Here is a 22950-nt window from a genome sequence, read left to right on the forward strand (position 1 = left end):
GGCTGGACTTTTCGACACGTCGCATCTGCATTCTCGTCAGTGAGTTTCGGTGACTTTGTTGAGATGGCGCGGCGCATCGGGATTGCGCCCGCGCGCGGCGGCAAGGTCCGCGGCCATCACGTAAAAGGACAGGATCGCGGCGATCGGATCGAGCGCCGCGTGTGCGGTTGAAACAAGCGGCAGCGACGCGTCGGCCACGTCGTCGGGCGCGGCGAGCAGCACGCGCGCGCCGCGCGCGCGCATGTCGTGCGCGAGTTGCAGGAGGCCCGCCTGCTCCGGTCCGCGCGGCGCGAACACGAGTAGCGGATAGTCGCGATCGATCAGCTCCATCGGACCGTGACGCACTTCCGCGCTCGAAAACGCTTCGGCCTGGATGCCCGAGGTTTCCTTCAGCTTCAGCGCGGCTTCCTGCGCGATCGCGAGACCGAGGCCCCGGCCGATCACGATCATCCGTTCGATGCCGCGCAGTTCGTTCACGGCCATCGACCAGTCGAGCCGGCCCGCGCGCTCCAGCGCCTCGGGCAGCGTGTTCAGCGCGTCGAGCAGTTCGGCGTCGTTCTGCCAATGCGCGACCAGTTGCGCGGAAATCGACAGCATCGCGATATAGCTCTTGGTCGCGGCGACGCTCAGTTCGGGACCGGCGACGAGCGGCAGATGCCACTCGCACGCATCCGCGAGCGGCGACGCCGGCGCGTTCACGGCGGCGACCGTCAACGCCCCAGCATTGCGCAACGCGTTCATCGTGCCGACAAGGTCCGGGCTCTTGCCCGATTGCGAGAACGCGAGCGCAAGCTGGTCGCGCACCTGCAACGGCGCCTGCTGCAACGTCGCGACCGACATCGGCAGCGACGCGACCGGCACGCCGAGGCGGCTCATCGTCAGCGAGGCGAAGTAACTGGCGGCGTGGTCCGAACTGCCGCGCGCGACCGTCAATGCGACGTGGCGCGGCTGTTGCGCGAGCGTCGCGGCGAGCGCCGCGACGCGCGAGGTGTCCTCGAGTTGCGCGGCGACCGTCCCGGCGGACGCGAGCGCTTCTTTAAGCATATTCGACAATGGCTTCTCCTTCGACGTAAGTCGCGGTCAAGGTCAGTTCGCGATCGAACACGACCACGTCGGCCCACGCGCCGCGCGCGATACGGCCGCGGTCTTCGATGCCGAGATAGTCGGCGGCATAGCGCGACAAACGGTGTGATACATCGGCGATCGGCAAGCCGATCGAAACAAGATTGCGCAGCGCCTGATCCATCGTCAGCGTGCTGCCCGCAAGCGTGCCGTCGGCGAGACGCACGCCGCCCAGGCACTTGGTCACGTGCTGGCTGCCGAGGCGGTATTCGCCGTCGGGCATGCCGGTGGCCGAGGTGCTGTCCGTCACCACGTAGAGACGCGGAATCGCACGCAGCGCGGCGCGGATCGCGCCCGGATGGACGTGCAGCAGATCGGGAATGATTTCGGCGTATTCGGCATGCGCGAGCGCCGCGCCGACGAGGCCGGGGTTGCGGTGATGCAGCGGCGACATCGCGTTGAACAGGTGCGTGAAGCCGCACGCGCCGTGCTTGAGCGCGGCGACGGCGTCGTCGTAGGTGCCGAGCGAATGGCCGAGCTGCACGCGCACGCCGCGCGCCGCCATCTCGGAGATGATCTCCATATGGCCGGCGATCTCGGGCGCGAGCGTGACGACGCGAATCGGTGCGATCGACAGATACTTGAGCACCTCGTCCATCACCGCCGACACGGCCGCGTCCGGCTGCGCGCCGAGCTTGCCGGGGTTGATGTACGGCCCTTCCAGATGCACCCCGAGCACGCGCGCGCCGCCCGGCGTGCGCACCCGCGTGACGTTGCCGAGCCCGGCGACCACGCTCATCAGCTCCTCGCGCGGCGCGGTCATCGTGGTCGCGAGCAGGCTCGTCGTGCCGTGGCGCGCATGCGTGCGCGTGATCGTTTCGATCGCGTCGCCGGCTTCCATCACGTCGGAGCCGCCGCCGCCGTGCACGTGCAGGTCGATGAAGCCGGGCAGGATGTAGGGCGCGTCGTTCGTCGACGGATCGGCGCGCTCGCCGGTCAGTGCCGTGATACGGCCGTTTTCGTATTCGAGCGTGCCGTGAATCCACCCGTCGGTGGTGAGTATGTTTCCGGTCAGCATGAGTCTCTCTGGTGCGTGATACGTATGCAGCAAATTCGTGTGCCCCGGCTCGCGGCCCTAGCAAGCCGCGCCGCCCGGATACGCGCTTCAGGTGCGCAGTTCGGCGACGAAGTCGTAGTAGTCGTCGCGACAATAGGTGTCGGTCAGTTCGATCGCACGCTGGTCCGCGCTATAGCCGATGCGCGTAATGACCAGCAGCGCCGTGCGCGATTCGATGTCCATCAGCGCGGCGATTTCGCTCGACGCGTTGACCGCGCGGAAGTGCTGCAACGCGCGCACGACCGCCACGCCGTGCTGCTCCAGATAGCTGTAGAGCGAATCGCCGATCGCCTGCGGGTCCGGCACGATCGCGACCGGCAGCGCCGAATGCTCGACCGCCATCACGATGCCGTCCGCGCGCCGCAGCCGCCGCAGGCTCGTGACGGCCGCCCCCGGCGACAGGCCGAGATGCAGCAGTTCGTCGCGATTGGCAGCGCGCACGTCGCGCTCGAGCCACACCGAATCCGGACGGAAACCGCGCTGCTGCATCTTCTTCGTGAAGCCGGTGAGACGCGACAGCGGGTCTTCGACGCGCGGCGTGATGAAGCTGCCCGCGCCGCGCGAGCGCCGGATCAGGCCCTGCTCGACCAGCAGCTCGATCGCCTTGCGCGCGGTGATGCGCGACACGCCGATCGCATCCGACAAGGTGCGTTCCGACGGCAGCGCCTCGCCGGCCGACCAGACGCCGCAATGGATCGCCGTCGTCAGGTTGCGCGCGAGCTGCAGGTAGAGCGGCGTGACGTTGTGCACGTCAGGCATCAATGCGGACCAGCGAGTTTCCATGGGGCTCCAGGAGACGCCGCGAGCAGTGCGGCCCGGAAAAATGAGAGCCCATTATATAACCAACATAATACCAATCAATTAACTGGTCCCATGCTGGTATAGTACGTGGCAAAGCCTTGTCGGATAAGGCTCAGAGGCCGATTGGAGCGGTGTTTCGAGACGAATTGGGAGATCGGGATTTACCCGTATCCGGTGGTTGGAACCATACCAGCGGATGCTTACCTGACTTTCGCCGGGCTCGAAAAAGCAGTCTGATCGATACCTGTTTAATACCAGTTTCGATCCACCCGTGGCGTGACGGCTTTGCTCGCCGCGGGCGTTCCAATATAGTGGCCGTGTACCAATCCCAAAAAGGTCCCGGGGAGCCGCACTTGACAGATTCCGAGGCGCAGCGGCGCGCTCACGCCGTCCGCCATTTCAATCGCTTCTATACCCTGTACATTGGCGCCCTGCATGAGCGCCTGACGAAAAGCGGGTTCTCGCTGACCGAGGTACGCGTGCTTCACGAGCTTTCTCGCGAACACACGCAAACCGCGTCGGCGCTGAGCCGCGCGCTCGGTCTCGACAGTGGCTATCTGAGCCGCCTGCTGACCAGTTTCGAACGGCGCAATCTGATTACGCGCCGCCCATCCGACACCGACGCGCGCCAATCGCTGATCGCGCTCACCGAGCACGGCCATGCGACCTACGCGCCGCTCGACGCCGCCGCCACGCAGGACGCGCTGGCCCTGCTCGACCGGCTCGACATGCACTCGCAGCAGCAACTGATTGGCGCGATGAGGCTGATCGAGCGCCTGCTGCGCGAGCGGCCCAGGCACGAACTCGTCGTGCTGCGCCCGCCGCACGCCGGCGAATGCGGCTGGCTCGTGCATCGGCAGGCCCAGTGGTTCGCCGCGCAATACGGCTGGGATCAGACATTCGAAGGATTGCTCGCGCGGGTGGTCGCCGAGTACGCGCAGCGCAACGATCCGCTGCGCGAGCAATGCTGGATCGCCGAACAGGACGGTCTCGTGACCGGCTCGGCATGCATCGTCGGCGTATCGACGACGGTGGCGAGCGTGCGTTTGCTGTGGGTCGAACCGGACATGCGGCGCTTCGGCATCGGCACTCAGCTGCTCAGCGAATGCGTGCGTTTCGCGCGACGGGCCGGTTATACGAAACTCACGCTCGCCACCGCGAGCGCGTTGGCGGAACCGCGGCGGCTCTGCGAGCGCATGGGCTTCGTGCTGACCAGTGCCGTGGACACGCACCGTTTCGGCCGCGATCTGACGCTCGAACGATGGGAGCTGGAGCTCTAGCCACGGCCGCAAAAGAAAAGGCGCGGCACGACCAGTGTCGCGCCGCGCCTCGCCAGGCCGGAGATGCGTCGCTTAGAACGACGGCACCATCGAGCCCTTGAACTGCGTCTTGATGAACTGGCGCACGTCTTCCGACTGATATGCCGCGACCAGCTTCTTGACCCACGGCTGATCCTTGTCCTTAGCGCGCACCGCGATCAGGTTCGCGTAGGGGCTGTGGATGTCTTCGAGCGCGATCGCGTCTTTGGTCGGCTGAAGGCCGGCGGCCAGCGCGAAGTTCGTGTTGATGACGGCGGCGTCGACGTCCGCGAGCGAGCGCGGCAGTTGCGCGGCGTCGAGTTCGACGAACTTGATCTTCTTCGGATTGTCGACGACGTCGAGCGGCGTCGCGTTATTGCCGCCCGTGGCCGAGCCGTCCTTCAGCTTGATCAGGCCTTGCGATTGCAGCAGCAACAGCGCGCGGTTTTCGTTCGACGGATCGTTCGGCACCGCGATCTTCGCGCCCTGCGGCAGATCCTTCAGCGATTTGAGCTTCTTCGAATACGCGCCGAGCGGCGAGATATAGGTGAGACCCGCGCTGACGAGCTTGTAGCCACGCTGCTTGATCTGACTGTCGAGGTACGGCTGGTGCTGGAAGCTGTTGGCGTCGAGGTCGCCGGCGTCGAGCGCGGCGTTCGGCTGGATGTAGTCGTTGAATTCGATGACCTTCACGTTCAGGCCTTCCCGCTTCGCGACCTTGGTGACGACTTCCCAGACCTGCGCGTCCGGACCGCCGATCGTGCCGACCTTGATGACCTTGTCGTCGGCGTGGGCGCCGAGGCTGGTCAGGAATGCCGCGCCGGCGACGACCGCGGTGAGAGCTTTCAGGATGTTTCTGCGCTGCATGGGGTTCTCGCTGTTGCTGTTCGGTTCTCTGACCGGTGTCAGATCCGGATGAAAGACGGGCGATGCACCGGCCCTTGCGGGCGCGTCGCCGACGAAACCCGGAATGGTCTCATATGGCCGCGGGGTTGGGAAATACCCTGATCGCATATGGTTATGCGGCGGTGCGCCGGGCGGGTTGGCGGCGAGAGGCTGGCGTGCGTGAAATGCGCGTGGCGCGGCGGCGGGTAGCCGATAATTCAAGGCCGTGGCCGCGAATATGCGCGCAGATGCGCACCGTCATCGTGACGAACTCGTTGCGCACATGCGCCAGCCCGACACGAGCGGCCCGACTCCATTGCCTGTTGCGAGAACCTCATGTACGTCATCAACCTGATCTACACCGCCCCGCTCGACCGTATCGACGACGCGCTCGACGCGCATCGCGCCTTCCTCGCCCGGCAGTTCGACGCGGGCATCTTCGTCGCGGCCGGGCCGAAGGTGCCGCGCGACGGCGGCATCATCCTCGCGGTGCGCATCGACCGGGACAGGCTGGAGCGGATTCTCGCGAGCGATCCGTTCGCCGAGCAGAAGCTCGCGCGCTACGAGGTGACGGAGTTCAAGACGACGCGTCTCGCGCCGGGGATCAACTTCCCGGTACCGGACTGAGCGTTACGTGGAAGGGATCGCCGGGCAGGCGCGAGGGGTGCATGAGAGAGCACGCGAGGGTGCATGAGAAGCTCATGAAGGGCACATGAACGGCGCATGAGCGCTGCACGAACGGTTCGCGCAGAAAGTGCGCCGCATCATCACACGCGATATCGCCGCCAACCCGGCCGCTGCCTCGACGTATGGCCTCAGTCGAGCAGCAGCTTGATGTCGTGCACCCACGGCGTCGCACCCTGACCGTCGCGCGCGAACAGACGCAGCTTGCCGTCCGTGTCGAACACGTAGCTCGCGGCCGTGTGGTCCATCGTGTAGCTGTCGGGCGTCTTGCCCGGCACCTTCGCGTAGTAGACGCGGAAGGCCTTCGCGACCTTGGCGAGTTGCTCCTCGCTGGCCGGACGCAGGCCGACGAAGCCCGGATCGAACGCCGACGTATATTGCGCGAGCAACTGCGGCGTATCGCGCTCGGGATCGACGGTGACGAACAGCACCTGCACGCGCTTCGCGTCTTCCGGACCGAGCTGCTGCAACGCCTGCGACAGTTCGGCCATCGTCGTCGGGCAGACGTCGGGGCAATGCGTGTAGCCGAAGAACAGCACCACGACCTTGCCCTTGTAGTCCGCGAGCGTGCGGATCTTGCCCGAGGTATCGGGCAACGAGAAATCGCTCGCGAATTGCGTGTTGCCGGTGATGTCGACATTCGAGAAGGCGGGCGGCTGCTTGCCGCAACCCGCCGCGAGCAGCATGCCGCCGAGCGCGCAGGCCATCGCAGCGGCGCGCGCGACGCGCGCAAAGCGGTTCTTGAACATGGTGTTACGCGCCGATCACGACGCGCGCATAGTGGTCGATCAGTAGCGCGGCGAACAGCAGCGACAGATAGACGATCGAGTAACGAAAGGTTCTGCGCGCGAGATCGTCCGAATACGCCCGGTAGATCTTCCACGCATAGGCGAGAAACACGGCGCCTAGCAGCACCGCCGACGCGAGATACACAACGCCGCTCATGCCGGAGATGAACGGCATGAGCGTGACCGCGAACAGGATCACCGTGTAAAGCAGGATATGCAGGCGCGTGTACTGTTCGCCGTGCGTGTTCGGCAGCATCGGCAGGCCAGCGTTTTCGTAGTCCTTGCGGCGGTAGAGCGCGAGCGCCCAGAAATGCGGCGGCGTCCACACGAAGATGATCAGCACGAGAATCCACGCGTCGCCGGGCACGTGGCCCGTGACTGCGGCCCAGCCGAGCGCCGGCGGCATCGCGCCCGAGGCGCCGCCGATCACGATGTTCTGCGGCGTGGCCGGCTTCAGCAACAGCGTATAGATGACCGCATAGCCGACGAAGGTGGCGAGCGTCAGCCACATGGTCAGCGGATTGGCGAACGTGTACAGCGTCCACATGCCGAGGCCGCCGAGCACGGCCGAGAACAGCAGGATCTGCGGAGTCGTGATTTCGCCGCGCGCGGACGGGCGCCACGAGGTGCGGCGCATCTTGGCGTCAATCTGCTGCTCGACGAGGCAGTTGATGGCGAACGCGGCGCCGGCCAGCAGCCAGATGCCGACGGTGCCGCCGATCAGCACGGTCCACGGGACCATGCCGGGCGTCGCCAGGAACATGCCGATGACGGCGCAGAACACGGCGAGTTGCGTGACGCGCGGCTTCGTCAGGGCGAGGTATTGGGAAACCCGGTTGCCGGGAGTCTGGGAGAGTGTTGTGCTGTCCATGTGGGTCACGCTGGCGCGGCATCGCGCGCTGGGAGCACGGCGCGGCCGGGACGGCTATAAGCGATCCGAAAGTTTAACATAACGAGCAGCAGCAGCAGGATCGCGGCGCCGCCATTATGGGCGACGGCAATCGGCAACGGCCACTGCAGCACGATGTTCGACAGCCCGGTGATGAACTGGATCAGCACGACGAGCAGCACGCCGTTCGCGGGCCGGCGCAGCGATTCGAAGCGGCGCATTTTCAGCGCGAACCACACGAGATAGGCGATCACGACGAACGCGAAGGTGCGGTGCGTCCAATGAATCGCGACGAGCGCGTCCTGCGTGATGACGTCGCCGTCGCCCGTCATGCCGAGCGCGCGCCACAGGTGGAAGCCGTGCGCGAAGTCCATCGGCGGAATCCATTGGCCGTTGCAGGTCGGGAAGTCGGTGCAGGCGAGCACCGCGTAATTCGTGCTGACCCAGCCGCCGAGCGCGATCTGCAGCACCAGCAGCGCGAGACCGGCCAGCGCCGCCGCGCGCCAGCGCGCGGTCTCGGGCTCATCGGCCGGCAGCGGCGTGAGCCGCGCGGCCAGCCAGCCGAGCGTGCCGAGCAGCGCAAGGCCGAGCAGCAGATGCGTCGTCACGATGACCGGTTGCAGCTTCAGCGTCACGGTCCATGCGCCGAACGCGCCCTGCACGAGAATCAGCAGCAGCAGCGAGGTCGGCCACCACGGCGACACGTGCAGCGGCCGGCGCTTGATGCTCGCGGTCCACGCGATGACCGTCTGCGCGATGATCAGCACGCCGATTGCCATCGCGAAATAGCGGTGGATCATTTCGATCCACGCCTTCGTCATGCTGACGGGCCCGGTCGGCATCGCCCGATAGGCGGCGGAAATCGCCGCGTGCGCGATGAACGGCGACGACGTGCCGTAGCAGCCGGGCCAGTCCGGGCAGCCGAGGCCCGAATCGGTGAGGCGCGTGAAGCCGCCGAACATCACCAGATCGAGCGTGAGGAAGGTGGTGAGCCAGACCAGCTTGCGGAATTTGTTGTCGTCGGCCTTGGCCCACACGTAGGACAGCGGCAACAACGCGATACACAGGCCGATCAGAGCCAGTTGCAATACGAACATCTTTTTTACCCTGGTTGCGGCATCAGCCGATGCTCGACCATTTGAGCAGTTTGGTCACGTCACCCTTGATCTTGCTCGGGTTCGCGTCTTTCGGGAAACGCATCATCAGATTGCCGTTCGGATCGACCATGAAGATGTGGTCGGTCACTTGCGTGCCGGTGTCGACGGGCAGCCATGCGGCCACCTGCGCCGGATCGGCGATCAGCATGGTGGTGTCGGGGTAGGCCGTTTGTATCACGTCGGCGACCTTGCCTGCATCGGTGCGCAGCCACACTTCCACGACGCGCTCGCGTTCCGGGCCCTGCGCTGCGCGGATTTGCCGCATGAAGTAGAGCTTCGTGACGCACGCCTTGTCGCACGCGCTGCCGTCGACCGAGATCATCAGCCAGCGGCCGCGCAGCGATTCGAGCTTGAGCGGCTTGCCGTCCTCGCCCGTGACCACGAGCGAGCCGGGGATCGGCCGCTGCGGCTCGATCAGCGTGCCGTAGCTCGTGCTGCCGCCAGTCGGCTTGACCACGTAGTACATGAAATACGACACGGCGATCGGCGCCGCGCCGATGATTACCAGCAGCAGCAGAATCCAGCGGCCGCGCCGCCACGAGCCCGGTCCGTTCGGTTGACCGGGGATCGCTTTCGCGGCAGCGGGATGGCCGCCGCGCGGCGAACGGGGGGTTTGAGTCGACACTGCAGAACCTCTTCTGTTTCAATGATTTCGCGGTTTGCCCGGGCCGGTCATCGCGGAGTTGTCCGGCACCGGCGGCCGTCCCGGCCGGGCGGGGACGGTGCGCTTGCTCGGCGCTTGCCCCGCCTTTGCTTCACCTTTACTCCGCCTTTACCGCACGCGGGCTTCGCTCGCGCCCCGCTGCGGCCACGCGCCCCGCCACCTCGGACGCGCTTCTTTTCGCCCCGGCTACCCGAGCGCAGCGCGTACGCCACGCTACGTACCCGGCGCGTGCTCCTTTCGCGCCGCGCGACGCGCGGCGTACAAACCAAACCCGAGCGCCGCGACGGCCATGCCCCACCACTGGAACATGTAGCCGTAGTTGCGCTCGACGCCGGTGGTCGGCGCGGGCCAGTCGCGCACCAGCTTGTCGCCATCGTCGCTCGTTTGCTGGATCACGAACGATTGCAGCGGCAGCCCGGTTTCCGCAGCATACGCGGCGACCTCGAGATTCTGCCGGATCAGTTGATGCGCGGCCGAACCGCCCTGCCCCAACTCGAACGCGCGCGACGCATCGGCCCGCGCGATCCCTTCGATCTGGACCTCGCCTTGCGGCGTCGCGTACGGCGCGATGGTCTCGCGATTGCTCATGTTGCGCGGCAGCCAGCCGCGATTGACCAGCACGTAGCCGCCGTCGTCCAGTTTAAAAGGCATGACGACATAGAAGCCCGGCTGATCGTTATACGGACGATTATCGAGGTACACGACCTTGTCCGCGACGAAACTGCCACGCGCTTTCACGCGGTGAAATTCGATGTCCTTCAGCGCGAGCGGCGCGGCGCTCACCGGCAATGCGGGCGCGTTTTCGAATTGCGTGATGCGCGCCTCGAGCGCTTCCTTCTGATGCGCGCGGTCGCGTTGCCAGAAGCCGAGCCGCACCGTCACGACGACGACCAGCAGGATCAGCAGCGCGGGAATCAGGCGAAACTTCATTGCATGCGCTCCGGCGATGTGTCGCGAGTCACCGGCAAGCCCCGGCGAATGCCCGCATGCGGTGCGATAATGTCTGTCTTGCCACTGCGCTTTCCCGTTTCAGTTGGTTCCATGCACATTATCGTTCCCATCGCCTTTGCTCTGATCATCGCCAGCATGGTGTCGGCGCTGTATTTCATGATGCACGACAAAGGCAAGACCAAGCGGATGGTCTGGTCGCTCGCCACGCGAGTAGGCCTGTCGATTTCGCTGTTCCTGTTCATCCTGTTCGCGCACTGGATGGGCTGGATCCAGTCGACCGGTATTCCGTACGGGCGCTGAGCCTCGCCGGCCCAAACCGGCGTAGTGTGAACCGCTCATACGCCAGCGCCTGATCTGCCGGGGCTGCTTCGCGCAAGCGGGTTCGCCGATCCTACGCATTGACTCCGGGCCTTGAACCCGGCGCTTCAGGTTTCGGACCGCTCTGGTCACCGCTCAGGCCACGAACGTCAGCGATACATTTTCCGCACCGCCAAACAAAACGCCGCCCTGACAGGTCGAGGGCGGCGCTGCACAGATCCTTGCCTACTGCTCGTGCGCGCCGCCCGATAGACGTTGCGCCAACGGCCCGCGCACATCCGGCCAAGCGGTATGCGCGAGCCCGACTGCGTTACAGCCAGTACACGACGACGTACAGACCGAGCCACACGACGTCGACGAAGTGCCAATACCAGGCCGCGCCTTCGAACGCAAAGTGATGTTCGGGCGTGAAGTGGCCGCGAATCAGACGCACCAGCACCACCGCGAGCATCGTGCCGCCGAGGAACACGTGGAAGCCGTGGAAGCCCGTCAGCAGGAAGAACGTCGAACCGTAGATGCCCGAGGCGAGCGTCAGATTCAGTTCGTTGTACGCGTGGAAATATTCGAAGCCCTGCAGGAACAGGAAGCACACACCAAACACGAGCGTCGCGGCCAGCCAGGCGATCGCCTTCTTGCGATGGTTGTCGCGCAGCGCATGGTGCGAAACCGTCAGTGTCGCTCCCGAGGACAGCAGCAGTGCCGTGTTGATGGTCGGCACCGGCCACGGCTGCATCGACTTGTAGGTCGACACCAGGTTCGCGGGACCGTTGTTCGGCCACACCGCCGAGAAATCCGGCCAGATCAGCTTGAAGTCGAGGCTGCCCAACTGATGCAGCGCGATTTCACGCGCATAGAAGAGCGCGCCGAAGAAAGCGCCGAAGAACATCACTTCGGAGAAGATGAACCAGCTCATGCTCCAGCGGTACGAGCGGTCGACGTTCTTGCCGTACATGCCGCCTTCCGATTCGGCGATCGCGTCGCCGAACCAGTGCCACAGCGTAAAGAGCAGCCACAGCAAACCGACGAGCACGCCGAGCGGCGCCCACGTGTGTTCGTTGATCCAGGCCGCAAGCGATCCAAGCATGACCAGCAATCCGGCAGCGGCGCTGATCGGATGCCGCGACGGATGCGGTACGAAATAGTACGGGCTCTCGTTTTGACCGCTCATTCTTGATTCTCCACTTCAGTCCAGTTGTTCCGGAATCTCCGGCTGTATCTTCGGCGGCGCGTCGATACCGCACCGCTTCTCTCTAATTCGTGGGCTTCGCTGCCGTTGCCCTACCCGACGACCGCATGCACGACGAGAATCAGCACACCGATCAAAATCGCCGCGCCGATCAACGCCGCCACGATCACATGCAGCGGATTGAGTTGCGTGGCATCCGCTTCCAGATCGCGGCGCCTGCGCACGCCGAAAAACGACCAGAACACAGCACGCATCGACTGACCGAAACTGCTCTTGCGCGGGCTGCCGCCGTTATCGCTCATCTCACCTCGTCCTTCATCTGCGGCTTGCGCCGTCGCACCCGCATCAGACCGGCTTCGCGGAAGCAGTCTGCGCTTCCGCCTTCGGCGCCGCGTCGTCCGTGCTCGCCGCCGCCGGCGTATTCAATTCGAAGAACGTGTACGACAGCGTGATCGTTTTCACATCCTTCGGCAACTTCGGATCGACCACGAACACCACCGGCATCCGCTTGCTCTCGTTCGCATTCAACGTCTGCTGCGTGAAGCAGAAACACTCGATCTTCCTGAAGTACTCGGTCGCCTGCTTCGGCGCGTAGCTCGGAATGGCTTGCGCGTGAATCGTGCGCGCCTGTTCGTTGCTCACGTCGTACATCACCGTCGTCACTTCCCCCGGATGCACGTCGAGGCTGCGCTGCTCCGGCCAGAAACCGAGCGGACCGCGCGCGTTCGCATCGAATTCGATCGAAATCGTGCGGCTCATGTCGACCTGCGTATTCTTCGCCTCGCGCACCGAAACATCGCGCTGCACGAGGTTGTTGATGCCGGTCACCTGGCAGATCGCGCGATACATCGGCACCAGCGCGAAACCGAAACCGAACATCATCACGGCGACGACGAACAGCTTGACCAGCATCAAACGGTTGAAAGAGCGGTCGGCCGGAGCCGGCGTTTGCGTCGACATTCGAATCCTCAACAAACCTGCAAGCAGACTTCAACGGCCGCGGCCGTCAGCCTGCGCCCACCCAAACAGTCAGCTAAACCAGCACTGCTTGACGATGACGCTCACGAAAAACAGCGCCGCGACCGCGAACATCACCAACCCTATCCGCCTGTTGCCCGCGCGAATCTGCTCCGGCGTACGTCTTCCCTCTGGATTGCGCGTCATGCTCGATTGTCTGAATACGGTTCGTCACTGACGAGGCCGCCCACATGGCGGCCTCACGAAGCGCCGGGTTCCAGAGCGGCATGCCGCGCCGCCGGAATCCGGCACTTCGGAAGAGGCTTACTCGACGGTCGGCGGATGCTCGAACGTATGGAACGGTGCCGGGCTCGGCACGGTCCACTCGAGACCCGTTGCGCCGTCCCACGGCTTGTCGCCCGCTTCCACGTGCTCGCCACCGCCACGGTAAGCCGGCAGCGCCACCGCGAACAGGAAGTACACCTGCGAGAGACCGAAGCCGAACGCGCCGATCGAGATGACCTGGTTCCAGTCGGTGAACTGCGCCGGGTAGTCGGCATAACGACGCGGCATGCCCGCGAGACCGACGAAGTGCATCGGCAGGAACGCGAGGTTGAAGAAGAACATCGACGCCCAGAAGTGGATCTTGCCGCGCGTTTCGTTGTACATCCAGCCGGTCCACTTCGGCGACCAGTAGTACCACCCCGAGAACAGCGCGAATAGCGACCCCGCCACCAGCACGTAATGGAAGTGCGCGACCACGAAATAAGTACCGTGATACTGGATGTCGAGCGGTGCCATCGCGAGCATCAGACCCGACAGGCCGCCGAACGTGAACACGATCAGGAAGCCCACCGCGAACAGCATCGGCGTTTCGAAGGAGAGCGAACCGCGCCACATCGTCGCGACCCAGTTGAACACCTTCACGCCGGTCGGCACCGCGATCAGCATCGTCGCGTACATGAAGAACAGCTGGCCCGTCACCGGCATGCCGGTCACGAACATGTGGTGTGCCCAGACCATGAACGACAGGATCGCGATCGACGCCGTTGCGTACACCATCGAGCTATAGCCGAACAGCGGCTTGCGCGAGAACGCCGGGATCACCTGCGAGACGATCCCGAACGCCGGCAAGATCATGATGTACACCTCGGGGTGCCCGAAGAACCAGAAGATGTGCTGGTACATGACCGGGTCGCCGCCGCCCGCCGCGTTGAAGAACGACGTGCCGAAGTGGCGGTCGAACAGCACCATCGTGATCGCGCCCGCCAGAACCGGCATCACGGCGATCAGCAGGTACGCGGTGATGAGCCAGGTCCACACGAACATCGGCATCTTCATCAGCGTGAGGCCGGGGGCGCGCATGTTCAGGATCGTCACGACGATGTTGATACCGCCCATGATCGACGACGCACCCATCAGGTGGATCGCGAAAATCGCGAAGTCCATGCCCGGGCCCATCTGCGTGGAAAGCGGTGCGTAGAGCGTCCAGCCCGCGGCGGTCGCGCCGCCCGGCGCGAAGAACGAGCCGACCAGCAGCACGGCCGCGACCGGCAGCAGCCAGAAGCTGAAGTTGTTCATGCGCGCGAAGGCCATGTCCGACGCGCCGATCTGCAGCGGCACCATCCAGTTCGCGAAGCCGACGAAGGCCGGCATGATCGCGCCGAACACCATGATCAGTCCGTGCATGGTGGTCAACTGGTTGAAGAACTCGGGACGCATGATCTGCAGACCCGGCTCGAACAGCTCGGCACGGATCATCAGCGCCATCACGCCCCCGGACAGGAACATGGTGAACGAGAAGATCAGGTACAGCGTACCGATGTCCTTGTGGTTGGTGGCGAACAGCCAGCGGCGCCAGCCGTGCGGCGTTTCGTGGGCATGGTCGCCGTGCACGTGCTCGTGGCCCGCGACTACATCGTGTCCGATGCTAGACATGACAATCTCCTAAAGCGAATTCTGCGGTGCTGACCATGAACACGTCAGGCTGCCGGGCTGATCTGAACGCGCCGGGCTTCCTTCGCGTCGGTGCCGCCGGTGATCGTTTCCGGCTTCTTCAAAATAATATGGTCTTCGGCAATGCCGGCTGCTTTCAGTGCGTCGCGCACGGCTTGCGCACGATCCTTCGCGAGCTTCGCGTTCAGATCGGCCGAACCGGTGGCGTCGGTAAAGCCCGACAGCGTGAATTTCGCATCCGGATGCGCCTTCGCGTAGGCCGCGGCCGCCTCGACCGCCGCTTTCGCGTCGGCCGGCAGCGTGCTCTTGCCGGTCTCGAAGTAGACGTTCGCCGGCAGCGTGGCCGCCGCGCTATCCGTGGCGGCCGCTGCGTCGTTGCCCGAGGCAGCCGGCGCGGACGCCGCTTCCGCACCCGAGGCCGCGGCACCCGCGTCGGCCAGATGGTTGCCGCCTTCCGGCAGCTTGCCGTTGCGCGCGTCGGCCACCTGCTTCGGCTGGAGAATGTCGCCCGTGTGGTTGCCCCACGAGTTGCGTTCGTAGGTGATGACCGAGGCGATTTCGACGTCGTTCAGCGTCGGCGCCCACGAAGGCATGGCGTTCTTGCCCTTGAGCACGAGGCTCACGTGATCGGCGATCGGGCCGTTGGCGATCTTGCTGCCGTCGAGCGCCGGGAATACGCCCGCGCCCTTGCCGGTCGGCTGGTGGCAGACCGCGCAGTTCGCCGCGTAGACCTTGCCGCCGCGCTCCATCAGCTCGGCCATCGTGTAGGTCCTGTTCGGATCGTCCTGGCCAGCGGCCATTTTCTTCTGCTGCACCTCGACCCACTTCGCGTAGTCGTCGGCCGACAGCACCTCGACGACGACCGGCATGAACGCGTGTTCCTTGCCGCACAGCTCGGTACAGAAGCCGCGGAACGTGCCGGTGCGGTTAGCCTTGAACCACGTGTCGCGCACGAAGCCCGGGATCGCGTCCTGCTTCACACCGAAGGCCGGCACGTACCAGGAGTGGACCACGTCGTTCGCGGTGGTGATGATGCGGATTTTCTTGTCGACGGGCACCACGAGCGGGTTATCGACTTCCTGCAGATAGAGCGTGGAGATCGGCTCGCGGCCCTCGGTCTCGGCGCGCGGCGTGGCGAGCGTGGACAGGAAGCTGATGCCCTCGCCCGGACCCTTCACGTAGTCGTAGCCCCACTTCCACTGGTAGCCGGTGACCTTGATCGTGAGGTCGGCGTTCGAGGTGTCCTTCATCGCGACGACGGCCTTGGTGGCGGGCAGCGCCATCAGCACGACGATGACGAACGGCACGATCGTCCAGATGATTTCGACGGTGGTGCTTTCGTGGAAATGGGATGCCTTGTGGCCTTTCGATTTGCGGTGGGCAAAGATCGAATAGAACATCACCCCGAACACGCCGACGAAAATCACCGTGCAAAGCGCCAGCATGAACATGTGCAGGCTGAACAGCTCCTCGGCGATTCTCGTTGCAGGCGGCTGGAGATTGATCGCGTTGACGGCTGGGCCGCCAGGAGCATCGCCCACTGCCAGGGCGGCACCGGCGAAAAGCAGTCCGCTCGTCGCCAGCACGCTCGTGAGCGCTCGCTTGATTGTTTTCATAGCTTCCTTACCCAAATTTTCCATTCAAACCCATCGACCCCGCTGGCAGCGTGTCTCGCGCGCGCCCCCTTGAACGCCGCGTGTCCGGCACTACCTAACAGCGTGCCAGCCACATCCGCAGCTCGCCTGCGAACTGCGCGCGCCGATTCTGCGCGAGATGTTGCCCGATCATGATCGTCTGCCCGCGCGAGACCAGCTTGATCTGGTCGCGCGGCGTTGCACCCGGCTCGATCCGCACCCAGCGCGGATTGAATTCGAACTGCGTAATCTGCTCGGCGCTGACCTGCTCGATCACGAGCCGGCCAGGAAACAACCGGATGCGCTCGTAATCGACAGCATGACGCGCATATATTGCAAACGCGATACCTACCGCCAGCAACTCGATTCCGGTGAACGGCAGCACCAGCCAGGCGCCGACCAGAACCAGCATGAAAGCAATTGCCAGCGAGAACAACGCAAGCGACACGTACAGGCAGACAAACTGCCGCGGCGAGATCGAACAGTTGCGCTTCATGGTCCAGTCCTTGAGGACGGGCTCCGAATCCGCCAGCAGATGATCTGATGCACCCATCGCTGCCTCCTGCGAATCGCTGCTTCCGGTCCGCCTTCTTCTACTTCCTCTACTGCCCGGATGCTTCCCGCGGCCGCCGCTTTTGCCGTGCACGCCGCGCATCTTCGCGACGACTTTCGCCACCGCTTGCGACCGCTCCAACCCCTACCGCGTCACTTCATGCTGCCGTCTTGCGCCCTCGGCTTACCGCCGCGGAGGTGGGAACTCCGGGCGACAAACTGACGCATTATAGGCGCGATCCATGGCATCCACAAGCAAGCCCCGATTGCCCCGCAAGCCAGGCGCGACAAGCCTTAGCGCCATTTTGCCCAGCCTTTTGCGGCTCTTTCGAAAGGCAAATCTCAGGCATAACAGATGTCCTCTTTACCGCGTCGGCAACCCCTCTGCAAATGGGCCAAAGCACCGGTCGACAACCGCCGCGCAACGTGCTAACGACAGGCCGGCAAGCGGCCTGTGCTCCACCGGCAAGTACAGGCAAGACGCCGGCAAGACACAGGCAAAACGCCGCCAACGCGCCGGCCATCCGCTAACGGCGCTTGCCCGAACCGCGTCCGATGTCCTCGATGCGCACGATGCCATGGCCCTCGGCCGTGGTGCGCGGCACCGCTTTCCATGCATGCCCGTAGATCACCTCGAAGGTCAGCGCGATCGTGCCGTCGGCGCGCCGGCGCGCTTCGAGCGCCGCGAGGAGAGCCTTGTGCAGCCTGCGCGCGACGGCACCCGGCAGCGTCTCGCGCTCGAACGGATATGCGCCCCAGCGGCGCACGTCCGCGAGCAGCGACTCGGGCGACTTGTAGGTGATCGTGAGCGTTTCCTGGTCCATTACCGGAATCTCGAAGCCGGCTTCGACGAGCATGTCGCCGAGATCGTGCATGTCGACGAAGTCGATCACATGCTTGCGCGACGCGACGCCGTGCGCAGCCTCGATCTCGGCGTAGGCGCCGCGCAACTCCTTGAGCGTGTCGGGGCCGAGCGTGCTGAACATCAGCAGGCCGTTCACCTTGAGCACGCGCTGCCATTCGGGAAACACGAGATCGGGCCGCGAATGCCAGTGCAGCGCGAGATTGGACCAGATGAATTCGAATGCGCCGGCCGCGAACGGCAGCGCAGAGAAGTCGGCCTGCGCGAAGCGCGGACCGCGCGCGCCGAGCGCCTTGCCGAGCGAGGCCGGCAGGAAGCGCCGCCAGCTCGTGTCGCCGGCATCGTGACGCAGCGCGCGCCTGAGCATGCCGTGCGACAGATCGGAGCCGAACACCGGCGCCTCGGGAAAGCGCTCGCGCAAGGCGGGGATGTCTTCGCCCGCGCCGCAGCCCGCATCGAGCACGCTCGCCGGCGCCACCTTGATGTAATCGAGACGCTCGTTCATGCGTTGCGCGATCTCGCGCGGCAGGAAAGCCACCTCGTCGAAGGTTGCGGCGCGGCGGTCGAAAATACGCCTGAGGCGCCGGGAATCATAGGCCGGACGGCCAGATTGAGCGGATGTTGGGGACATGAGTGTCGTGCTGGCGTAGAGCTCGAAGTATACTCGTTCGTTTCCCGGCATTCAGCTTGAAAGGCTTTCGCAGCCGCCCACTCGTGCAATTCCAGTCATTTTCTTCGTCCTGTCGCAATCACCTCGCGCGTCTTTCGAAAGGCGCGCATTCGGCATGGCCGCGCGCGTTGCACGCGCTCTTGCCGAACCTTTGCGCGTTATGCGGCAATTTGTCGCATAAGACGTTGTGCGAGGGTTGCGACGCCGCCTACTGGAACGAAAGCCGCCTGCGCTGCACGGTCTGCGCGGTGCCGCTGCCGGCCACGCGCTGGGCCGCTCGCGCGCAGTATCGCTGCGCTGCTTGCGTGGCCGCGCCGCCGCCGTTCGACGCGAGCTTCGCGCTCGCCGACTATCGCGCGCCGCTCGACACGCTCGCGGTTGGCCTCAAGTTCCGCGCGCGTCTGATGCTTGCACGCGAGTTCGCGCGACGCCTCGCACGGCTCGCGCAAGATGCCTCGGCGCATGCCGCCGGCCATCCCGACGTGATCGCGCCCGTGCCGCTGGCCGGCCGCCGTCTCGCGAAACGCGGCTACAACCAGGCGTGGCAGATCGCCAGGCCGCTCGCCCGCGCGCTCGGCGTGCGCAGCGACGCCACCTTGCTGCAACGAACGCTCGACACCGCCCCGCAGTCGCGGCTCGATCTCGAGGCGCGCCGGCAAAACGTCAGCCACGCGTTTCGTGTCGCGCATGCGGTGCGCGGCCTGCATGTCGGCATCGTCGACGATGTGATGACGAGCGGCGCCACGCTCGAAGCGCTCGCGCATACGCTGAAGGCCGCGGGCGCACGGCGGGTCACGAACTTCGTCGCGCTACGCACCCCCAAAAACTAGTCTCCACGTGGTCCAGTCATGTTCAACGTCGTTCTCGTAGAACCCGAAATTCCGCCGAACACCGGCAATGTGATCCGCCTGTGCGCGAACACCGGTGCGCGGCTGCATCTGATCGAGCCGCTCGGCTTTCCGCTCGACGACGCGAAAATGCGTCGCGCCGGCCTCGACTATCACGAGTACGCGCAAATGCATGTGCATGCCGATTGGGACGCGTTCATCGCAAAAGAAACGCCGGACCTCGCGCGCATGTTCGCGTTCACGACGCGCGGCTCGGGCCGCTTTCACGACCATGCGTTCCGTCCCGGCGACTGGTTCGTGTTCGGCGCGGAAACGCGTGGCCTGCCCGATGCGCTGCTCGAACGCTTTCCGAACGAGCAGCGCGTGCGTCTGCCGATGCGCCCCGGCAACCGCAGCCTGAATCTGTCGAACACGGTTGCGGTCGTCGTGTTCGAAGCGTGGCGTCAGGCCGGCTTCGAAGGCGGCGCCTGACGGCGCGCGAGTTCGGCCGCGTAGCGCGCGAACATGGCGTCGTCGAAACAGGCGAACACCACTTCGCCGATGCGCGGCGTGCGCGGCAACATGGCAAGCACGGTCGCGATGGCGATGCGCACAGCCTCGTCGGCGGGAAAGCGATAGATGCCGCAACTGATCGCCGGAAACGCGATGCTCACGCAATGCGCATCGCGCGCGACTTCGAGCGAGCGCTGATAGCACGAGGCGAGCAGATCGGCTTCGCCATGCGCGCCGCCGCGCCATACCGGACCGACCGCGTGAATCACGTGCTTCGCGGGCAGGTGGTAGCCCGCGGTGAGTTTCGCGTCGCCGGTCGCGCAACCGCCGAGCGTTTCGCACTCGCGCAGCAGGTCCCCGCCGGCCGCGCAATGAATCGCGCCATCCACGCCGCCGCCGCCGAGCAGCGACGTATTCGCGGCGTTGACGATTGCATCGACCGCGAGCGTCGTGATGTCGACCACGCGCGCTTCGAGCGAGCAATTTCCGTGACTGAGATTGAAGGTGGGCATGGGAACCTCGCTGATCCGGGCCTTCTTATAACAAGGTGGACAGCGAGGCGGGGCCGCCGTTCAACGGCGATTCGCGAGGCGATTCACGAAGCGGCTCGCGCCAAACGGCCGGCCAATGGACGGTGGGAGACGGCAAATATGGCGAATACAGCGGACACGGCCGACGCAGCCGACAACCAGGCCGACGGAACCGGCCTGGCTTATCCCGCCTCGCTCATTCGGCCTTCGAATCGCGCCGCAGCAGCGCGCTGACCGCATCGCGCGGTGCCACGCCGTCGAACAGCACCGCGCAAACCGCCTGCGTGATCGGCATCTCGATCGCATGAGCGCGCGCGATCGCGAGCACGGCCTGCGCGCAACGCACGCCCTCGGCCACGTGACCAAGGCCGCCGAGGATGTCGTCGAGCGTACGGCCCGCGGCGAGTTGCATGCCGACCGTGCGGTTACGCGACAGATCGCCGGTGGCGGTCAGAATCAGATCGCCGAGGCCCGTCAAGCCGGTGAACGTTTCCGCGCGTCCGCCAAGCGTCACGCCGAGACGCGACATTTCGGCGAGCCCGCGCGTAATCAGCGCGGCGCGTGCATTGAGACCGAGGCCGAGGCCATCGGCGATACCGGTGGCGATCGCCAGCACGTTTTTCACCGCGCCGCCCACTTCCACGCCGACGACGTCGTCGCCGGTATAGATGCGCATCGCGCCGTGATGGAACGCCGCAACCGTCCGTTCGCGGCACGCCGCCGACGCGCTCGCGACAGTCAGCGCGACCGGCAGGCCCTGGCCGACTTCGCGCGCGAAGCTCGGCCCCGACAACACGCCGTTGCCGGCATGATCCGGCAGCTCGGCCGCGACCACCTGATGCGGCATCAACTGCGAATCGGCTTCGAAACCCTTGCACAGCCACAGGACATGCGCCGGCACCTTGCCCGCATTGCGCATCGCCTGGAAGAGACCGCGCAGGCCGGCGACCGGCGTCGCGACGACGCACAGCGCGTCTTCGGCGAGCGCATGATCGAGCGCCGCACCGAAGTCCGCTTCATAGCGAAGCGCCGGCGGCAAGGCAACGCCCGCCAGATAGCGGGCGTTTTCGTGCGCAGCGGAAAGCTCGGCAACGAGCGCGGCCTCGCGCGCCCATAGCACCGTGTCGTGCCTTAAGGCGAGATGGCCGGCGAGGGCGGTACCCCATGCGCCGGCGCCGAGAACGGCAACTTTCATAGCCGGCACTGCGTGCGGCGCCTTAATGCGTGACGCCGTTTTGCACCGCGCCGTCCTGCTGAGCCGCGCTCATCTGCGCGAGACGCTGCTCGTACAGCGCCTGGAAGTTGATCTCGGCGAGGTGGATCGGCGGGAAGCCGGCACGCGTGATCGCGTCGGCGATGTTCGAGCGCAGGTACGGGAACAGGATGGTCGGGCAAGCGATGCCGACGAGCGGATCGATCTGCTCGGCAGGAATGTTGCGAATGTCAAAAATTCCGGCCTGCTTCGCTTCGATCAGGAACGCGACCTTGTCCGCGACCTTGGCCGTGACCGTGCCCGTCACGAGGATTTCGAACACGGATTCGGCGAGGCGCTCGGCCTTCACGTCGACTTCGACTTCGACCGACGGCATTTCCTGCTCGAGGAAGATCGCCGGCGAATTCGGCTGCTCGAGCGACATGTCCTTCAGGTAGATGCGCTGGATGTTGAAGAACGGCTGGTTATTCTCGTCGGACATGATTGAGTGATTCCCTGATAGGTATGCATGGCGGCGGCCCATGCTGACATAGGTCGCCAGATTGTTGCGACGGATCGCGCGCCCCGGCGGAGCGCGCATGCGCCGGCTTGTCGAGTCGTCCGCCCGCTCGCGCGACGCGAAAGCCCGCGAACTCAGGCTGCTGACTCAGGTAGCTGACTCAGGCAGCTTCGAGCAGCGGCATCAGACCGCCCGCGCGATCGAGCGCGGAAAGATCATCATAGCCGCCGACATGCGTCTCGCCGATGAACACCTGCGGCACCGTGCGACGACCGGTGCGGGTCATCATCTCATCACGACGGGCCGGGTCCTTGTCGATCAGTACTTTCTCGACGTGCTCGACGCCGCGCGACTTTAAAAGACGTTCGGCCATCTGGCAATACGGGCACACCTGGGTGCTGTACATGATCACTTTGTTCACTTGACTGCTCCTTGTTTCACAACCGGCATGCCGGCTTTCTGCCAGGCGTCGACACCGCCTTCGAGAACATGGACTTCGGCGTATCCCGCTTCCTGTACGAGACGCGCGGCCTTGTTCGACTGCTGGCCGGTCTGGCACACCAGCAGCACCGGGTTGTTCTTGTTCTTCGCGAGTTGCGCGACCTTCGCCGGCAGCTCCGCGAGTTCGAAATGCCGGGCCGAGGGCAGATGGCCTCGGGCGTAATCGGCGGACGGCCGCAGGTCGATGACCGCCGCGTTGCGCCGGTTGATCAGCTGGGTGGCTTCGGCCGCCGACAGGCCGCCGCGGCCGCGCCGGCTGATGGTCGGCCACAGCAGCAACCCACCGGAAATGAGGACGATCGCGATCAGTACAAGGTTTGTGTAATCAGTGAAGAACTTCACGGAAAATCCGCCGGAAAGAGAGAAATCGGAAAGGGCAATCCAGCCATTATAAAATAACCGTCTGACGCGATGGCGGCACACCTCTGGACGAGCC

General features: G+C 65.0%; 27 protein-coding genes. 5 read left to right on the plus strand and 22 right to left on the minus strand.

The genetic code is table 11. From position 1 onward, the window contains the following. Window positions 1-36 precede the first annotated feature (36 nt). The 3 genes from F3J19_RS26540 to F3J19_RS26550 form a co-directional block, all read right to left on the minus strand. Window positions 37-1053 (minus strand): SIS domain-containing protein, encoded by a 1017-nt coding sequence (locus tag F3J19_RS26540; RefSeq protein WP_205193257.1) that lies wholly within the window; start codon window positions 1051-1053, stop codon window positions 37-39. Beyond that, on the minus strand, window positions 1037-2140 hold the full coding sequence (nagA, locus tag F3J19_RS26545; protein WP_167048390.1) for an N-acetylglucosamine-6-phosphate deacetylase: 1104 nt from the start codon (window positions 2138-2140) through the stop codon (window positions 1037-1039). The genes F3J19_RS26540 and nagA overlap by 17 nt, the downstream gene beginning before the upstream one ends. Before the next feature lie 87 nt (window positions 2141-2227). Further along, complete coding sequence (locus tag F3J19_RS26550; protein ID WP_167048392.1) at window positions 2228-2962, minus strand: GntR family transcriptional regulator; 735 nt, start codon at window positions 2960-2962, stop codon at window positions 2228-2230. A gap of 371 nt (window positions 2963-3333) precedes the next feature. Between F3J19_RS26550 and F3J19_RS26555 the strand changes: the two genes are divergently transcribed. Next, window positions 3334-4260: a bifunctional helix-turn-helix transcriptional regulator/GNAT family N-acetyltransferase gene (locus F3J19_RS26555; protein WP_167048394.1), complete on the plus strand. Its 927-nt coding sequence runs from the start codon at window positions 3334-3336 to the stop codon at window positions 4258-4260. 72 nt (window positions 4261-4332) lie between these two features. Here F3J19_RS26555 and F3J19_RS26560 read toward each other — a convergent pair whose 3' ends face one another. After that, the gene (locus F3J19_RS26560) at window positions 4333-5145 is read right to left on the minus strand and encodes a MetQ/NlpA family ABC transporter substrate-binding protein (protein ID WP_167048396.1); all 813 of its coding nucleotides are present in this window, start codon (window positions 5143-5145) and stop codon (window positions 4333-4335) included. 354 nt (window positions 5146-5499) lie between these two features. Between F3J19_RS26560 and F3J19_RS26565 the strand changes: the two genes are divergently transcribed. After that, window positions 5500-5790, plus strand: a complete 291-nt coding sequence (locus tag F3J19_RS26565) for a YciI family protein (protein WP_167048398.1) — start codon at window positions 5500-5502, stop codon at window positions 5788-5790. A 188-nt stretch (window positions 5791-5978) separates the two neighbouring features. On the opposite strand, the gene F3J19_RS26570 is transcribed toward F3J19_RS26565, so the two are convergent. The 5 genes from F3J19_RS26570 to F3J19_RS26590 all read right to left on the minus strand — a co-directional run bounded on the left by F3J19_RS26570 (window position 5979) and on the right by F3J19_RS26590 (window position 10275). Further along, entirely contained in the window at window positions 5979-6596 is a 618-nt protein-coding gene (locus F3J19_RS26570; protein WP_167048400.1) for an SCO family protein, read from the minus strand. 4 nt (window positions 6597-6600) lie between these two features. Beyond that, window positions 6601-7506: a heme o synthase gene (cyoE, locus tag F3J19_RS26575; RefSeq protein WP_167048402.1), complete on the minus strand. Its 906-nt coding sequence runs from the start codon at window positions 7504-7506 to the stop codon at window positions 6601-6603. Between the two features lie 5 nt (window positions 7507-7511). After that, window positions 7512-8621, minus strand: a complete 1110-nt coding sequence (locus F3J19_RS26580) for a COX15/CtaA family protein (protein ID WP_167048404.1) — start codon at window positions 8619-8621, stop codon at window positions 7512-7514. A gap of 22 nt (window positions 8622-8643) precedes the next feature. Next, window positions 8644-9306: a cytochrome C oxidase subunit I gene (locus F3J19_RS26585; RefSeq protein WP_167048406.1), complete on the minus strand. Its 663-nt coding sequence runs from the start codon at window positions 9304-9306 to the stop codon at window positions 8644-8646. Window positions 9307-9558: 252 nt separating this feature from the next. Next, entirely contained in the window at window positions 9559-10275 is a 717-nt protein-coding gene (locus F3J19_RS26590) for an SURF1 family protein (protein WP_167048408.1), read from the minus strand. A gap of 111 nt (window positions 10276-10386) precedes the next feature. On the opposite strand from F3J19_RS26590, the gene F3J19_RS26595 reads away from it, so the two are divergent. Then, entirely contained in the window at window positions 10387-10596 is a 210-nt protein-coding gene (locus F3J19_RS26595; RefSeq protein WP_008921867.1) for a twin transmembrane helix small protein, read from the plus strand. 328 nt (window positions 10597-10924) lie between these two features. Here F3J19_RS26595 and F3J19_RS26600 read toward each other — a convergent pair whose 3' ends face one another. The 8 genes from F3J19_RS26600 to F3J19_RS26630 form a co-directional block, all read right to left on the minus strand. Then, window positions 10925-11782: a cytochrome c oxidase subunit 3 gene (locus F3J19_RS26600; RefSeq protein ID WP_167048410.1), complete on the minus strand. Its 858-nt coding sequence runs from the start codon at window positions 11780-11782 to the stop codon at window positions 10925-10927. A gap of 110 nt (window positions 11783-11892) precedes the next feature. Beyond that, window positions 11893-12102, minus strand: coding sequence for a DUF2970 domain-containing protein (locus F3J19_RS26605; protein WP_167048412.1), 210 nt, complete (start codon window positions 12100-12102; stop codon window positions 11893-11895). A 43-nt stretch (window positions 12103-12145) separates the two neighbouring features. Then, on the minus strand, window positions 12146-12760 hold the full coding sequence (locus F3J19_RS26610; RefSeq protein WP_167048413.1) for a cytochrome c oxidase assembly protein: 615 nt from the start codon (window positions 12758-12760) through the stop codon (window positions 12146-12148). 69 nt (window positions 12761-12829) lie between these two features. Beyond that, a complete protein-coding gene (locus F3J19_RS32795) occupies window positions 12830-12964 on the minus strand; it encodes a cytochrome oxidase small assembly protein (protein WP_240159255.1) in 135 nt (44 codons plus the stop codon). 117 nt (window positions 12965-13081) lie between these two features. Continuing rightward, window positions 13082-14695, minus strand: coding sequence for a cytochrome c oxidase subunit I (ctaD, locus tag F3J19_RS26615; protein WP_167048415.1), 1614 nt, complete (start codon window positions 14693-14695; stop codon window positions 13082-13084). Window positions 14696-14739: 44 nt separating this feature from the next. Further along, window positions 14740-16353, minus strand: coding sequence for a cytochrome c oxidase subunit II (gene coxB, locus F3J19_RS26620; RefSeq protein WP_167048417.1), 1614 nt, complete (start codon window positions 16351-16353; stop codon window positions 14740-14742). 70 nt (window positions 16354-16423) lie between these two features. After that, the gene (locus tag F3J19_RS26625) at window positions 16424-16900 is read right to left on the minus strand and encodes a DUF2244 domain-containing protein (RefSeq protein ID WP_167048465.1); all 477 of its coding nucleotides are present in this window, start codon (window positions 16898-16900) and stop codon (window positions 16424-16426) included. Between the two features lie 526 nt (window positions 16901-17426). Next, window positions 17427-18392, minus strand: a complete 966-nt coding sequence (locus F3J19_RS26630) for a methyltransferase domain-containing protein (RefSeq protein WP_167048419.1) — start codon at window positions 18390-18392, stop codon at window positions 17427-17429. 83 nt (window positions 18393-18475) lie between these two features. On the opposite strand from F3J19_RS26630, the gene F3J19_RS26635 reads away from it, so the two are divergent. Further along, the gene (locus F3J19_RS26635; RefSeq protein WP_167048421.1) at window positions 18476-19261 is read left to right on the plus strand and encodes a ComF family protein; all 786 of its coding nucleotides are present in this window, start codon (window positions 18476-18478) and stop codon (window positions 19259-19261) included. Between the two features lie 18 nt (window positions 19262-19279). Then, complete coding sequence (gene trmL / locus F3J19_RS26640) at window positions 19280-19750, plus strand: tRNA (uridine(34)/cytosine(34)/5-carboxymethylaminomethyluridine(34)-2'-O)-methyltransferase TrmL (RefSeq protein WP_167048423.1); 471 nt, start codon at window positions 19280-19282, stop codon at window positions 19748-19750. Here the strand turns inward: trmL and F3J19_RS26645 are convergent. The 5 genes from F3J19_RS26645 to F3J19_RS26665 form a co-directional block, all read right to left on the minus strand. Then, complete coding sequence (locus tag F3J19_RS26645) at window positions 19723-20283, minus strand: O-acetyl-ADP-ribose deacetylase (RefSeq protein ID WP_167048425.1); 561 nt, start codon at window positions 20281-20283, stop codon at window positions 19723-19725. The two genes, trmL and F3J19_RS26645, sit on opposite strands and share 28 nt — an antisense overlap. Before the next feature lie 214 nt (window positions 20284-20497). Beyond that, window positions 20498-21496 carry an NAD(P)H-dependent glycerol-3-phosphate dehydrogenase gene (locus tag F3J19_RS26650; RefSeq protein ID WP_167048427.1) on the minus strand — a complete coding sequence of 333 codons (999 nt, stop codon included), beginning with the start codon at window positions 21494-21496 and terminating at the stop codon, window positions 20498-20500. Window positions 21497-21518: 22 nt separating this feature from the next. Next, window positions 21519-21995: a protein-export chaperone SecB gene (secB, locus tag F3J19_RS26655; protein ID WP_167048429.1), complete on the minus strand. Its 477-nt coding sequence runs from the start codon at window positions 21993-21995 to the stop codon at window positions 21519-21521. 178 nt (window positions 21996-22173) lie between these two features. Next, window positions 22174-22434, minus strand: a complete 261-nt coding sequence (grxC, locus tag F3J19_RS26660; protein WP_167048431.1) for a glutaredoxin 3 — start codon at window positions 22432-22434, stop codon at window positions 22174-22176. Continuing rightward, window positions 22431-22856 (minus strand): rhodanese-like domain-containing protein, encoded by a 426-nt coding sequence (locus F3J19_RS26665; RefSeq protein WP_167048467.1) that lies wholly within the window; start codon window positions 22854-22856, stop codon window positions 22431-22433. The genes grxC and F3J19_RS26665 overlap by 4 nt, the downstream gene beginning before the upstream one ends. Window positions 22857-22950: the final 94 nt, after the last annotated feature.

Source organism: Burkholderia sp. Ax-1724 (assembly GCF_011752995.1).
Classification (GTDB): Bacteria; Pseudomonadota; Gammaproteobacteria; order Burkholderiales; family Burkholderiaceae; genus Paraburkholderia.

Bases quoted from the DNA above. Each gene is read 5' to 3' on its own strand.
- nagA (WP_167048390.1), bottom strand. From the start codon at position 2,140: ATGCTGACCGGAAACATACTCACCACCGACGGGTGGATTCACGGCACG.
- F3J19_RS26550 (WP_167048392.1), bottom strand. From the start codon at position 2,962: ATGGAAACTCGCTGGTCCGCATTGATGCCTGACGTGCACAACGTCACG.
- F3J19_RS26560 (WP_167048396.1), bottom strand. From the start codon at position 5,145: ATGCAGCGCAGAAACATCCTGAAAGCTCTCACCGCGGTCGTCGCCGGC.
- F3J19_RS26565 (WP_167048398.1), top strand. From the start codon at position 5,500: ATGTACGTCATCAACCTGATCTACACCGCCCCGCTCGACCGTATCGAC.
- F3J19_RS26570 (WP_167048400.1), bottom strand. From the start codon at position 6,596: ATGTTCAAGAACCGCTTTGCGCGCGTCGCGCGCGCCGCTGCGATGGCC.
- cyoE (WP_167048402.1), bottom strand. From the start codon at position 7,506: ATGGACAGCACAACACTCTCCCAGACTCCCGGCAACCGGGTTTCCCAA.
- F3J19_RS26580 (WP_167048404.1), bottom strand. From the start codon at position 8,621: ATGTTCGTATTGCAACTGGCTCTGATCGGCCTGTGTATCGCGTTGTTG.
- F3J19_RS26590 (WP_167048408.1), bottom strand. From the start codon at position 10,275: ATGAAGTTTCGCCTGATTCCCGCGCTGCTGATCCTGCTGGTCGTCGTC.
- F3J19_RS26595 (WP_008921867.1), top strand. From the start codon at position 10,387: ATGCACATTATCGTTCCCATCGCCTTTGCTCTGATCATCGCCAGCATG.
- F3J19_RS26600 (WP_167048410.1), bottom strand. From the start codon at position 11,782: ATGAGCGGTCAAAACGAGAGCCCGTACTATTTCGTACCGCATCCGTCG.
- F3J19_RS26605 (WP_167048412.1), bottom strand. From the start codon at position 12,102: ATGAGCGATAACGGCGGCAGCCCGCGCAAGAGCAGTTTCGGTCAGTCG.
- F3J19_RS26610 (WP_167048413.1), bottom strand. From the start codon at position 12,760: ATGTCGACGCAAACGCCGGCTCCGGCCGACCGCTCTTTCAACCGTTTG.
- F3J19_RS32795 (WP_240159255.1), bottom strand. From the start codon at position 12,964: ATGACGCGCAATCCAGAGGGAAGACGTACGCCGGAGCAGATTCGCGCG.
- ctaD (WP_167048415.1), bottom strand. From the start codon at position 14,695: ATGTCTAGCATCGGACACGATGTAGTCGCGGGCCACGAGCACGTGCAC.
- coxB (WP_167048417.1), bottom strand. From the start codon at position 16,353: ATGGAAAATTTGGGTAAGGAAGCTATGAAAACAATCAAGCGAGCGCTC.
- F3J19_RS26625 (WP_167048465.1), bottom strand. From the start codon at position 16,900: ATGGGTGCATCAGATCATCTGCTGGCGGATTCGGAGCCCGTCCTCAAG.
- F3J19_RS26630 (WP_167048419.1), bottom strand. From the start codon at position 18,392: ATGTCCCCAACATCCGCTCAATCTGGCCGTCCGGCCTATGATTCCCGG.
- trmL (WP_167048423.1), top strand. From the start codon at position 19,280: ATGTTCAACGTCGTTCTCGTAGAACCCGAAATTCCGCCGAACACCGGC.
- F3J19_RS26645 (WP_167048425.1), bottom strand. From the start codon at position 20,283: ATGCCCACCTTCAATCTCAGTCACGGAAATTGCTCGCTCGAAGCGCGC.
- F3J19_RS26650 (WP_167048427.1), bottom strand. From the start codon at position 21,496: ATGAAAGTTGCCGTTCTCGGCGCCGGCGCATGGGGTACCGCCCTCGCC.
- secB (WP_167048429.1), bottom strand. From the start codon at position 21,995: ATGTCCGACGAGAATAACCAGCCGTTCTTCAACATCCAGCGCATCTAC.